Here is a 13,488-nt window from a genome sequence, read left to right on the forward strand (position 1 = left end):
ACGCTTTGCGCTGACCGATACAGGGTCAGAGTCTCCAATTCAGGAGTGCTGACTGAGTTCTTCCGAATTGGGTTGATTTGTGAATTCGAATAGTTCCCGTGGTGTTCTTTGAGTGCTCCGCGGACGTCGTGCCTATGACACGGGAGACCTCACGGCGAAGGCTGACCTTGTTGACTCGTTGCTCGGGAAAGGTCCTGCGAAGCATTGCTTCGTCGTGACTGCGTCGTATGAGTAGCAGAGGGCAGGACGTCGAAGCGAAACGGCACGGGTATGTGCGCGAGATGCCGAGTTGCTGTGACCGGATTTCCCTATTCCCGGAGCCTAACAACGTATTTCTTCCCGGAACTCGAACAGGCAGTCGCATGCGACTAGGCGGGGCCTATCGCACCGTCTGCTATTAGCTGATGGGCAATCCCTGGCCGAATGCTGACCAGCAGTGACCAACTCTCCATCACTGTGCCCGACGCTACCCACGATCGCGTGAGTGAGTCCAAGGCACCGATCACTTCGCCCTTGCTAATCAAGGCCTCCGCAATTAGCGCCAATGCCCTGGCCCGACCCTGATAGTGGGTAATGCCGCTGGCTACCTCATACGCTTCAGCGATGCTACCGGTTGTTGCTAGGGCATAGGCGACCTGCTGATGGACCGACGACCGGCGATTACTCCTCTTAATTGCGGCTGCCTCCCGCCGAGCTGCTGCCGCTGCTGCCCTCGACTCTTCCCGAAGGCCCACTGCAATCAGTGTCAAAGCGACTCGTGCATAGGCTTTGGCCCGGCCGAACCGACTAGGAAGATCTTTCGTCATCTCGAAGACTTCACGGGCGGTAGTGCGAGCAAGCTCAGCAGATCCTGCGGCAAGCAAAGCATCCGCTACTACCACCAGCGCCAATGCTCTTCCTGTCGTCTTTGGCGTCGAGACTAACCCCGAACGAGCGTCCGCCGCCATTTGCTGCGCTTGGCCCGTCAAGCCCATCGCGGACAGCGCAAGCGATGTGGAGGCGACCGCATGAGCCCTGGCGTCCGGGTGAACAATTGTAGATGCGTACTTACTTGCCTCCGTGATGGCACCATGTGCGGCTTCCGATAGGCCAATCGCGATCAAGGCTTCAGCCGCCAAAATTGCGCCTCTTGTCCTCGTTCCCGGGTCTTGGATGCACTCCAACGAGGTCTTCGTTTCCTCGAATGACCCCGCCGCTCCATAAGCCCCGGCTACCGTAGCAAGGGCATGGTCTCGATTTCTACTTGATGAGATGTACTTCGCTTGATTACTGGCTTCGGTGGCTGCTTGAAAGGCAACGCGCGGATGCTGATTTTCGGCGAGTATCTTCGCGAGCTGGCCGAGGATATTCACCCGATCTTCGACACTTTTCACTGTTCTTGCGTGTTTCAATGCGTCGGAAGGATCGCTGCCATGGCTAGCGATATCAAAAGCTTGGGCGGCCAAGGTTTGTGCCCGTGCCCGCGATGTGGCATTCGCCGATTCCACCGCGGCCGCCTCAGCTTCCCTCGTGGCCGCGAGGGCCTCGTCAGGTCTTCCTATTCCATGAAGGGCGAGAGCCGCCTTTACACATACCCGCGAGCGGGCATCCGGTTTTTGGATGGTAGCGGCGTCCTTGCGGGCCAGCTGAGCGACGTCAAAAGCCCGTTTGGCTCGTCCGCTGGCCGCGAGGGCATGTGCCACAACCGCTAAGGCCCAGGCACGTCCTGCTCTGTCAGAAATACTGCTAGCAATATGAATTGCTTGCTCCACTAGGCCTATCTCAACGAAGCTCTGAGCCACTGCCGCACGTAGACGACCCCGAGTGTTAGTGTTCCCAACACGAGACACCGTTTCCAATGCTTGTTGGGCTACTTCCTCGGCCTTCAGTTGGTGCCCCGCTTTGGCATAGGCGACGGCCGTGACCCTAAGTACGTGTGCTCGGGGTGCCGCCTTGGTTAGGAGCTCGGCCCGAGTTAGTGCATTCAGCGCCATAGCAGCTGCTTCCTCGCCCATTCCCGCTTCGGCAAGGGCCAAAGCGGTTGAAGCGATGCTGTCCAGAGATTGGAATGGCGACAGTTGCTCGACGACAAGCTTTGATCTCATCGCCGTGTTCTGACCTTCGTCCATCTTTCCCACGGCTGTTAGAGCGCGAGCCATTTCCGCGAAAATAAGCCCTCGAGTGGCTGGGGACTGCACAGACTCCACCATGGATAGCGCCTCAGCGATATAACCCATTTGTGCCATAGCGACGGCAACCTGGTGCCGTCCCCGGCTCTGTTCTCTGGGGTCTACAATGACTTGAAGGATGGTCTTGGCCAGTTCGAGCGCTTCGAGCGCCTTGTCGGACTGATCACTTTTCAAAAGGGCAGGCACTAGCTCGGTGAAGGCCTCAAGCCTATCCGAAGCTTTAGGAATGCTCAGCGCTATACTGCTAGCGATCGTGTACTTTCCCAGGCAGCCAAACGCTGCAGGAAGCTGCGCTGGAACCTTTCCTTTGTGTGTGGCCAAATTACTCTGGAAAGCAACCAGCTTGGCGATTAAGTGTAGATCAGGATCGGAGAGCCCGCCGGGGGCCCCTTCGATGATTCTCGTCGTTGCTCTGCGTATCTGCGAAATGGTTGTGTAGTGCGTTTCTTCATGACTGTCGTAAAGCGATCTCATCCGCGAGTCACTGGCTAGAGTGCTGTACAAATCCGAATGAAACTCCCTGTCGTCTGCGAGCAGGGCGACGTATGCATCATCTAGAAGGTATTGCGGGGTATCGTCCGGCCAGAAACGAGAGGCATACTTTTTGCCCCAGGTATTAATGCGAGTTCGCCACGGCCGTAACACACGTGCGTTTATTTCATTCCACGCTGCGTTGTCATTCGGATCAGGCGCCCCCGAATCGAGCAACTTAGGCTCCAAAATGGACAGAACCATCTGAGTGATCAGTGCGTGACCTAGGCTGTAGCTCACGGCCCTCCCGGACCGATCTGGTAGGAGCAACCTGCCAGGGCTGGTCGTGATGACCCTGTCCACTGCTGACACGTCTGAACCACTTAGCTCGGCCAGGTCCGACATAGTCAGCTGGCCGCCGCTAGCCGCAAGAAAGGCTGCAATATCCTTACCTGGCTGCAGGAGCATGAACTCGTGTACGTCACCCATGGAAAAGGCAGCCCGCGCGTGGGGAGAAGGGTCGAGTGAACGCCACATCTTTCGATCTTCCAGTGGATGACGAGCTCCGCCGCGGATGGTCCCTGCGATGTCACTAGGAAGCGGTGGGTTTGGTCGCGCCGTCAACACAATCCGGACACCTGGGGGCAACTCTGCCGGAAGCACCGCAGCGATGGAGGGCTTCATCTTTGATCGATCAATGATGTAGGCATCCTCGTCAAGGGCGTCTATGAGGAGAACCAACGTGATGCCCCTGTCAAGGCATCTCCTCGCGGCACTTTCCAGATACTTCCGGAAGCTGTCCTCGGCCCGGGCAGCATTCGCGTCGACTGTTACGCTGTCCAGTCCTGACAAATGCGCAAGATGCGGAAGTACCCGCGCTAGGAATGAATCTCTGTCGTTAGCAGTCGCTTGGCTACCGCGTACGAAAAAGGGGACGATTGCGACGTTTGGCGGTGGCGTAACACAGAATGTACTGACTAGTGCTGTCTTGCCTGTCTGCGCCGCCCCTTCAATGCCGAACCACTGGCCGGGTCCGAACAGTGCGAACTTTTCCAAATCTGCCAGTTCCCTTGTCCGCCCAAGCAGTACGGAAGGCGCCAAGCCCGAAACAACCTGCGCATACCGCTCGATCTCGTCATTAGCGAGCGGATTCAAACGCGACCTAGCCGTGAGCAACTCCACGGACCGGTTAACCTTGAGGACTTCCTCTTTTGTCTTTGAGGTAGACGTGGCGATGCCGTCGGTTTGCTGGAGGAGCCGAACTGTGGCCGCCCTGTTGAAAACCTCGGATTTGGGAGCGTGCTTAGCAATCCAATCAACAGTCCAGTCTAGGAGGATGACGAATATCCCCCCCGCCTCGCCACCGAGGCTTTCCTTACGAACAGCCGCACCACTCTGGTCAAGATACTTCCGCAGGCGCAGCGGGTCTATAACGGCATCGATGAGATGCCGGTCGTCCCGCAGAGCTGATTCAAGCAAATCAGTGGCCTCACGGATAGCCGCCGCTCTGTCGTTTTCCTCGGCCTGCCTAAACTCGGCGCTAATGAACCCATCAAGTTGATCAGCGATTTTCCTTGTCACTGCATCGATCCCGGCTGGTCGACGCAGGAGCGTCAGCAAGCTAGTCGCCGCTTCTTTCCCATCGCCGAGAGAGGTCGCTAGATCCCCTGCTCCTCCCGCACGAAGCACTATTTTCGTTAGAGCAACACCTAGGGCCAGTGACACGCTCACGGGCGACCACTAGTGCGAGCGGTGGTATTAGCCTTCGTACCGAATCTGAGCATAGGAGTAATACAACCATACGGATTTCGGCGTCGAGACGGGATCGTCCAATCTCCAAGGCACTTGCACCGTCCACGCGGCCTGGGAACGGCTGCGTCGCCACAAGAGCATGCTAGTGCTGGGGGACTACGGTGAGAACTATGCGGAAGCTGTCATCATCGTCGGACTAGCCGAGCAGCACATCTGCCGACCCTCGTTATGCACACGCAGAAGGGGCACCAAAACGTTTTGGTGCGCCTTTTCTAAATGGTGTTCCCCGGCCGCGCTCGACTTCTAAATACTGGCACGTAAGTGAGTGTGCAGCATGAGTTGTTTTGAGCAATCGAGGATGCATTTGGCTCTGCTCGAGACTCCGTTGGCCTCGAGGAGGCATTGCGGCGGGCACTAGGCTTCGCGCGGAACGCTACACAGGCAAGGTTCACCTTAGGGGTGCTGAGACGGAACTCCTCGACCGAGTGTTGTTCCGGTGAATTCGTAGAGTTCGACGGGGTGTTCGTTGAGCACTTCAAAAGCATCCGCCCTCCACCAATCACAACGCGGACCCGTGCAGTGGCTGGCCGTATCCGGTCTTCCGGTTCGATAAGCTAGTCGGTATGACGGGAATGACAAGCCCCGCCGATTCGCCGGCCGGGCAGGCCGCGGCGGCGGCCAGGGAACTGTACAAGCAGGAGGACTTCCTCCGGGCTCTGCAGGATCTTAGCCACGATGAGCTCCGGGAACGGATGCGGGCAACCGTAGCCTTGGAGACGGCGGCCATGCAGGAGTGGCTGGTCGCTGGCGACTGCTACATTATCTCCCTTGCGGGCAAGGTACATCTGCCCATGTGCCTGAGCATGCACCGGTTCGTAGACCGGGCAGAGGCGTGGGGTTTGAACTTGCGCTACCCGCAACGGCTCCGTGAGGACTCGCGTGGTGATGACCCCATCCCTGTCTGGCCGAACCTGCGGACACGGGCACAGATCGAAGGCCTGTCCTCCTACACTCCCTGCCCGCTCTGCACCCCGTTGCCGGTCCCTCCCGAAAAGCGGTTCGGCACCAACAACTGGACTTACCTGCGCGCACGCAACCTGAAGTCCAAGCACTTCGGCACCGATTTCCGCCTGGCCGACGGCTCGGTCGTCGGTGCACTTACCAAGATCACCACTGTCGAAACCATCGACGGGCTAGACTTCACGGCCGAATTTGGACCTGCAAAAGCTCCCATCACCGATCCGGACACCGAACTGATGTACCGGACCGGGATGAGAGCCTTGGCAGAGCAACGGCCTTAGACCCCGACGGGTGCTTTGATCTCGTCGTGCGGCTCATACCCGACGATATCGAAGTCCTAACACGGTGATCGAAGATAGAGTCCGGCTTCCAGGCAATTTTTAGCTGCGGGTATGGCCGCGGCTTGCGGGGGAGCTGCAGCTTCACCTAGTCGATGTGGTTGGAGTAGATGTCCACGTCGCCGAAGGTGTGGTTCAACTCGCCGACCTCAAGTCCCATCTGCTGGGCGAGCATGTAAGTGAGGTTCGCGTAAGAGGCGATGTTGAAAGGCCCGCCCATGATCAGGTCGCCCTCGCGCTGGTAGAGCTGCAGTTCAGCTTCCAGAGCTTGCCGTCGGCGTCGGGGGTGAAGTGGAACTGGAACATGGTGTGGCTTGGGGGGGCAGGGCCACGTCGGGGACCTTGGCGACCCTCCAGGTGGAGACCATGTGCCGGCGGCTGAACGCGTCGGTCCTAACGCCTTCGACGAGGGCGTCAATCTGGTCAACGTAGCCTCCCCCGACCTCGGCGGGGATGTCCCTGTGCCGGGCGTGTGTCTTTTGTGGACCTATGTGCGCCCGAGAAACCAAAAGCATGTCAGGTGCACATCGAGTCGGAGCTGGGAGAGGATTTCCTCGCCCTGCCCGGATCCAGGAAATCCATCACCCCACAGCTTGGACATTTTTGGTTGGCAACGCCCACGGTAGCCTTCGCCTCACGCTCGGTCTCAATGATCGCGTAAGCCAAGTCATCCATGCCCGAGAGATTAGCCACCTCGGCGCTTGATGCCACTGGCTATCAACTCACACAAAAGGCTTTGCGCGCTACGAGGTCTCCCGCGCAAACAAAATCCCCTTCGGCGAGCCAAACCACAACGGCTTCGCTGGTGGGGCTTTTTGCATTTCGCGCGGAGATCCTAGCGCTCGATCATAACCATCCGTAGCGTGTCCGGATCTTCCTTGCTGAGCATCCGCAAGGAACCGAACTCTTTACGTTGCCACCGCTGCCCCGCCCCGTCGATGAACTGCACTTCGCCCTCGCGCATTTTCAAGGTGTCGTATACCTGCGTCACTTTGGTGCGCTCGCCGCGAGCTTCGATACTGGGCCATGTGTGGCTCACCTCCACGCCGGGTTTTTCCAGGCTCGCGTTGACCGGTTGCGGACGCCGGACGACGGACACCATCGAGACAGGTTCGTCCCCGCCATTGTGGACAGTCCACCTGATAAAACTCTCTGCCCCGTCGTGAAACGGCTTGACCACCAGTGTGACCTTCGCCGCAAGGCGCCTCTTGCGCTCCTCGGCTTCCGCTGCCTGTTGTTCCCGGAATAGGGCCCGTTCCTTAGCGGCCTCAAGGCGGTCTCCCTTGGCCTCCTTGCGCTCCTCCGCCAAACGCTCCGCATCCCGGTGAGCCAAGCTGAGCGCCACGACCACCGCGGAAATCGTGCCTATTGCCGCCAGCCAGTCCGGAATAGTGCCCCAGTCCGGCGACGTGAAAAGGTTGCCAATGTCCATGCCGACAACTCTAGTTGTCGAACTTCCGGGGCAACCAACAGCTTCTCAATAATCCTCATTGCCGCACCCTACGTAGCCCTCAATCCTCGTCCGCAGCATCGAACACTTCGGGATAGGAACCAAATCGACCATTGCTATCCGCATAAACGTCCATGCCGACGATCTGCTGCTTGAACTGGTTAAACTTCCAGTCGTCTCCGAATGCCTTTATTAGCTTCATGTTCGGTTCCATCAGCCTCAGCGCTAGCAGCCGCACAACAAGAAGCGCGATCTTTCCAGCAACATATGTGTGCTCCGCGGGAGGCATCGGGCCACGTTCGGGGTGCTTGACGTCGTTGTAGTTGTTGGCAATTGCCCTTGCCAGCGCCAAACGAGAAGCAGCTACCTCGGACCAGTCAAGTTCGACGGCGGCGAGGGCGCGGAAGACGTAAGTTGCAGTGGTCGGATTGGGACGCTTGGCTTTCGACCACGATTCCCGCTCCCCCTCAACCTCTCCAATAATGTGCCCGGCGGCCTCCAGACTTACGGAAGCATTGACGATGTGATCCTCTACGTAGGACTCCGGTCGTCTCAGTGTTCCGGCGCTGGGCTGGATAACGCGCTCCCAATTTTCGAAGCTTTCCATCCAGCGTTGCAGGCCCTCGACTCCAACCTCGGACGCAGTTGCCAGCGGGTGCTTCATCTCACCCGGAAGGGCACGCCAGTAGTCAGAGACAGTATTCTCGGAAACCATTTCAAAAAAGGGCACGTCGTATACCTTGCCGGTCAAAACCTTCGCGTTGAAACGGTCGTCTCGTATGTCATGGTGGCGAAATACGGCTGCTTGTCCGTACATGAGGGTGAGTAGTGCCACTACCTTGCGCTGCTCGGCGAAATGGTCAGCACACGGTCTCGACGTTTCAAACTTCGTGGTTAGACACACCCACTCACGCACACGAAAGCCTGGCCTCTCCTCATCCACTATCCAGTTAGTGCTCAGTTCGAACGTCACGTCTGCGTGCTCCCAGACCAACGGAGGCGGTGACTCTACCTCGACATTGATCTTCCTCACCCGGTTTTTTTCGTCCCCCACGAAGGAGTAATACGTTGCTCCCATATCCGTCCACTCCGTCAGACCGTCAATCCGCGACCGGAGTTCGGTGACCTCAAGGGCGTCGTCAAAGTCGCCGTCCCGGTCCTTGTAGACGACCTCTTGCGGCGTGATCTTCACAGTTGAAAACCCGTTCCCGCCGAAATTGAGAGTTGATCCGGAGGTCCGGCAGCCATAGAGAGTGAATCGGCCACGATCGGTAAGTAGCTGGAGGTTGGATGGCGGGCGACCGTCACGCGCCCATCCCTTGACGGCAGAAAACTGAGCGATGTTGTTGGCGAACGGGACCAGTAGGGTGATGCCCTTCAACTCCTCAAAAGACAGCACCCCGGTCACGTAGGGCGTTTCCTCGACGTTGTCGATCACAAGGCCGGGAACCGTGTCGCCCATAGTAAACCGCTTCAAAGCCGTTTCCCCCAATCAGTGCCGGTACAGGGATTCTAGCGGGCCAATAGTCGGGACGAAGCAACGCGTATGTTTGCTCTTTCCACTACAAAGTGCGTTACCGGGTCGGGGCGGAGCCGGGTGGGAGCTCTGAGAGCGTTAGGCCGTTGCCGCGGATCGCAGCCGCGAGGTCAGCGTTTCCGGATGCTAGTCCCGTCCAAGCATCAGGCCAGTACCGCAAGCCCTGAGATCACGCAGATTTCACGTCAGGCCAACCCGTATGCCATATCCCCTGTAACGGAGGCGCCGTAGCTGGTGGAGTCCCGGGAACCGGTCATGGCCACGTATCGGGAAGGTGCCAGGATGCCGCTGTCGATGCAGAACACCAAAGCTAGCCGCCATCGATTTTCTTAACGAGATGGCTGACGGCTACAGGTTCCTCAACAATCAGTCCCGGTGAACTCAGCGACGCGGCGTCCCTGCCTCGAAACATCCGCCGCTTCAAGCCGTGATCACGATTTCGACAAGATTTCCACCAAAAGAAGCGCGTCGTGCCGCGTCACCCGCTGGCAGACCCAATTTGAAGGGATCGTGCCGCACAGAGCGCGATCCCCGACTTGTCGCGCCTCAGTACCGATTCCTCCCGATGGTCGCAAACGCTGACGGGATCCTGTTGCCCAGACACCGGCTGCCCGCGACCATCTCGCCGCTCGATCAAAGGCATTCGCGCCTCCGGTGTTCGCCCAAAAAGAGGACTAGTCAGCGGCCTGCGCAATGACTGAGAACTTCCCCGACACGCAAACTGGCATGCGCGGGTATTCATGGGCCGGGAGTACCGTGCGGTGAGAGACTTTCCTCCATGGAGCAGCCGATACTCGTGATCTCTATTCGACGACCGTGGCAGTGGGGGATCGCTGTAATCACGGGTCCTGGTCAAGTGGAGGACTTCCCGGAGATCGAACCAGATCGGCCTGTCTGTTCGACCTCGGGAGCGCTGGTCATGATGGTGCGGCATGCTCAGGATGTTGAAGACATTGACAGTGGCCTCGCGGAGGCGACGGTGTCGATAGCCCTGCACCAGAACGAGGTAGGGCCGGAGGCCGGCAATCATGCAGTGGGTGGGGGAATCCTCTCGACTCCTGAGGGGACCCTATCGGTGGGAGATGCCAACATGGAGGTTGTTGTTCCGGCCCACAAAGGAATGACTCAATACCTGGTCAGCATCACCGATCCGGGCGATTTGTCGCCCGAGCATGTAAGGGTCGACCTCTGGCCCAGCGGGACGTAATAGGGCTATCTGACGACACGCCCGAGGCGGGTCTCCTACGAAGGGCCTCCGGAAGCCAGCCTGTTTGCGTCGCAGCCGTGAGGTTCTCGCGGCAGCGACGTATTAGGCGTACGCGTAGGCGTCGGCTGAGTCTGTGGCGTGACATTAGATGGTGCTGCGGGAGTAGCCGAGGGTTTCGGCGATGATAGCCACGGGCGCGAGCTCGGTGAGTTCGAGGAGGTTTCACCACTCACAACGACCCCTAAACCGTGGAAACATGCATTAGATGCAGGAAACCTACGGCCACAAGCAATCCAAGGCCAAACCCGGCCGACGGAGCGAGCAACACAAAACGCCATTAAAGCCCGGCTGACGTGCGAAAACGTACGGTTCGCCATGGGACGGGAGTTCTCGCAGTTACTTCGACTCCCGTCGTTTGAATGCCGATAACGGCGCATATGTCGGCAAGCAAACAGACCGCCCCACCTGCGTTGCGACACCGTGACTCGGCCACGAGCGGCAACGATTTGCGGGCAGGCCGCAGTCGCTTCGCAGAAGAAAACGAAATCTATGTCATTTCACCCAATAACCTCGCCTCACGTGAGAAGCTTTGCAACGAGATCTTCATAGTGTTTTGTGAATCACAAGGCAGGTCCGTGAGGACTGATCTGGGGGTATGGGGTGCGTTCTCGACGTGCGATCGGGAAGGGCGTAATTGCCCTCGTGTGTCTATTACTACTGTCGAGTGGGCTGGTAACGCCATTTGCCCCGGCTGCGGCGAAGTCAGCTCCCCTTCCGTTTGATCCGCCGCCGGTCGAGAAGTGCGCCGATCTGCTGGTGATCACAGCTCGCGGTTCGGGTGAGACGCTGGGTAATTCAAAGGTGAATGCCATGGAGTCGCAGTTCAAGAGTGCCGTCGGGGCGCAACGCACAGTTGAGAGTGTGCAGCTTTGGTACCCTGCTGAGGCCATGTCGACGCTGGCGGCAGACGTGGCGGATGCCTTTTCGACCTCTGGCTCGGATTGGAACTACTTCGAAAGTGTGAACAGTGGCTGGCTGGACTTGGCGGACAGGCTGGGTACGTCCGCGATCTCCTGTCCAAACCAGAAATGGGCCTTGTTCGGCTATTCCCAAGGTGCCCTGGTTATTTCTCAGGCCGTTGCAAACTATGCCGACCCAAAAAAGTACGCGGGAGTTGTCCTGCTTGCCAACCCTGCCCGGATTCCGGCCGACACTCAAGTGAATCTAGGATCGGCGACTGCCGGGAAGGGTTTGATCTCCTCCTTCGGGCTTCCGTACACTGCCTATCCGGCTGGCCTGGGTCCGGTGACTACGGACTTTTGCGATTCAACAGACCTTGTCTGCGATACGGCGCAGCTCCTCGGTTCCTGGTTCGGGACCGTTTTTGACTCAGGGCCGACTCCCACCCTGACGGCAGCGATTGATCAAGGGGCGGCCATCCACACTGCGTACACTGCCGATCGGATCTCTGCAGCGGTGACCAGAGTTACCGGCAGGGCCTTGGCCATGACCGTCCCTGTCCAGGCCACGGTTACTAAGACTGTTTGCTCGATTGGGGGATATTTCCAAGGAACCCTGTGGGTGAAACCATTGAATGCGGCGGGAGCCAAGGCTGAGCGTTGGCGGCTGCGGAAGCCTTACGCTCCAACAGGTGCCACCGTGTACGACTCGGGGTTCACGTACCCGGATGGTAGGGAATTCGGCATTGCTGACGACGGAACTTATGCGGGAAGACTTACTCCTGGATCGTATGAAATTCCGTTGCGCGTGTATTCCCTAGCCGGCACGGAACGCCCTGTGACGCTCCGCATCTTCGTCGTCTCCGGCACGGCGTGTGGAGGGATCGAAGGGACAATCACCGGCCTGGGCCTTCGCCCTGACCTCGGTCGACTAAAGGAGATTAAGGTCAGCCTCTATAGCTTGACCACGGACAGCTACGGATCCCGAACCCAAAAACTCCAGCGCACTCAAAGCACGGATAGCAACGGTTACTACGGCTTCGGTGGACTTGCCAGCGGCCAGTACGTGCTCTATTTCGATGACGGCTCCAAAGCCGGCACCGGGGCAGACGCCGTCGACTACTTCGATCAGTACTACACGTCCCAGCCGGCCCGCAATGACTCTGACCGGCTCGACTACGCCAAAGTGCTGACCATAGAGGGTTCGGGCCAGATGACGAAGATTGACCAGGAGCTCCAACGCGCTTCCAAACTGTCCCTCTATTTTTACGACAAAGTCACCGGACGACCAATTGAAGGCGTGTCCGTTAGCGACAATGACACCTGGACTGTCGATAGCGGAGCCGATGGCTGGGCAACCAGTCCTCCCCGAGTCAACTTCGACAGGGAATGCATGTCCATGTACGACGTTCAGGACCGCTATGTTGAACGAGCGGATTTCTACGGTTGGTGGTTCGGTAGCGGCGTTGCCATGTATCCGGCCAGCTCCATATCCGGCACGGTCACGGACACTGCCGGTAAGCCAATTGCCGGCGCCATGGTGTACATGTCCCGCTACGACCCAGCCGGCAAGGACTGGGGTGGCGGTTTCGGTTGCATGGAGAACCTCGGACAACGGGAGTCGGGCTGGAGGCTTACGTCATCCACGGGCACTTACAGTTTCCCAGGCTTGTTTGGCGGCGACGGATACACACTCTCGGCCTCGGCTGAAGGATACGAGGCGTCGACCCTTCCGGCTTTCACTGTGAAAGGCGTAAACAACCAAGGCGCTTATTCCACCAAGTCCTTCACCCTGACGCCAGACACGCCACAACACACTAGCGTCACAGCGGCAGCAGTGACGTTCCTCGATCAGGACGGCACGGCGCAGGACACCTACACGATCCCGAAGGTTGAAGGGGTCGACTATTTCGTTGGCTCTGCGCTCACCACACCGGGCACATATCCAGGAGTCGGGACCGTCACGGCCGTCGCCAAAGCCCGAACCGGGTTCGTCCTTGCCCCCGGCAGTACCAGCCAATGGAGCACCACCTTCAAGACCGGCCCCATTGAAGTGATTCCCAACCCCGTGGTCTTCGCCGACCGGGACGGCACGTCCCAAGACACCTACACCATCCCCTCCACGGCAGGAGTGGATTATCTGATCGGTTCATCGGTCAAGGCTGCCGGGATCTATCCCGGCTCTGGCACCATTACCATCACCGCAAAAGCACGGTCTAACTACCGTCTCGATTCCAACGCCCCCGCTCAGTGGAGCACCACCTTCACGAACCAATCCAGGAAGTCCATCGATTTCAGCGGTGACGGCAAAGCCGATGTCATTGCCCGCGACAATTCCGGAGCCCTATGGCTCTACCCCGGCAACGGCACCGGCGGATGGCTGACACCCCGCCAAATCGGAACCGGATGGAACGGCATGACCACAATCCTGGGACCGGGCGATTTCAACGGCGACGGCAAAGCCGATGTCATTGCCCGCGACAATTCCGGAGCCCTATGGCTCTACCCCGGCAACGGCACCGGCGGATGGCTGACACCCCGCCAAATCGGAACCGGATGGAACGGCATGACCACAATCCTGGGACC

General features: G+C 58.7%; 8 protein-coding genes and 1 pseudogene. 3 read left to right on the forward strand and 6 right to left on the reverse strand.

Annotated features, from left to right (window positions below):
* Positions 1–368 precede the first annotated feature (368 nt).
* The gene (locus AC1DD7_RS01730; RefSeq protein ID WP_477513536.1) at positions 369–4,259 is read right to left on the reverse strand and encodes an NACHT N-terminal Helical domain 1-containing protein; all 3,891 of its coding nucleotides are present in this window, start codon (positions 4,257–4,259) and stop codon (positions 369–371) included.
* Positions 4,260–5,014: 755 nt separating this feature from the next.
* Between AC1DD7_RS01730 and AC1DD7_RS01735 the strand changes: the two genes are divergently transcribed.
* Positions 5,015–5,692 (forward strand): hypothetical protein, encoded by a 678-nt coding sequence (locus tag AC1DD7_RS01735; protein ID WP_477513537.1) that lies wholly within the window; start codon positions 5,015–5,017, stop codon positions 5,690–5,692.
* Between the two features lie 145 nt (positions 5,693–5,837).
* Here the strand turns inward: AC1DD7_RS01735 and AC1DD7_RS01740 are convergent, their stop codons facing one another.
* The 5 genes and pseudogenes from AC1DD7_RS01740 to AC1DD7_RS01760 all read right to left on the reverse strand — a co-directional run.
* The gene (locus AC1DD7_RS01740; protein ID WP_477513538.1) at positions 5,838–5,969 is read right to left on the reverse strand and encodes a thymidylate synthase; all 132 of its coding nucleotides are present in this window, start codon (positions 5,967–5,969) and stop codon (positions 5,838–5,840) included.
* A 34-nt stretch (positions 5,970–6,003) separates the two neighbouring features.
* Complete coding sequence (locus AC1DD7_RS01745; protein ID WP_477513539.1) at positions 6,004–6,264, reverse strand: thymidylate synthase; 261 nt, start codon at positions 6,262–6,264, stop codon at positions 6,004–6,006.
* A 320-nt stretch (positions 6,265–6,584) separates the two neighbouring features.
* On the reverse strand, positions 6,585–7,181 hold the full coding sequence (locus AC1DD7_RS01750; RefSeq protein WP_477513540.1) for a hypothetical protein: 597 nt from the start codon (positions 7,179–7,181) through the stop codon (positions 6,585–6,587).
* Positions 7,182–7,260: 79 nt separating this feature from the next.
* Entirely contained in the window at positions 7,261–8,661 is a 1,401-nt protein-coding gene (locus AC1DD7_RS01755) for an ApeA N-terminal domain 1-containing protein (protein WP_477513541.1), read from the reverse strand.
* Between the two features lie 115 nt (positions 8,662–8,776).
* Positions 8,777–9,032: pseudogene (locus AC1DD7_RS01760) on the reverse strand (DNA-processing protein DprA); the annotation flags it as partial.
* Between the two features lie 482 nt (positions 9,033–9,514).
* On the opposite strand from AC1DD7_RS01760, the gene AC1DD7_RS01765 reads away from it, so the two are divergent.
* Positions 9,515–9,943 carry a hypothetical protein gene (locus AC1DD7_RS01765; protein ID WP_477513542.1) on the forward strand — a complete coding sequence of 143 codons (429 nt, stop codon included), beginning with the start codon at positions 9,515–9,517 and terminating at the stop codon, positions 9,941–9,943.
* Between the two features lie 861 nt (positions 9,944–10,804).
* Positions 10,805–13,488: FG-GAP-like repeat-containing protein (locus AC1DD7_RS01770; protein ID WP_477513552.1), on the forward strand; the 2,684-nt coding region annotated here is incomplete at its 3' end.

The organism is Paenarthrobacter sp. 10L412 (genome assembly GCF_056395565.1).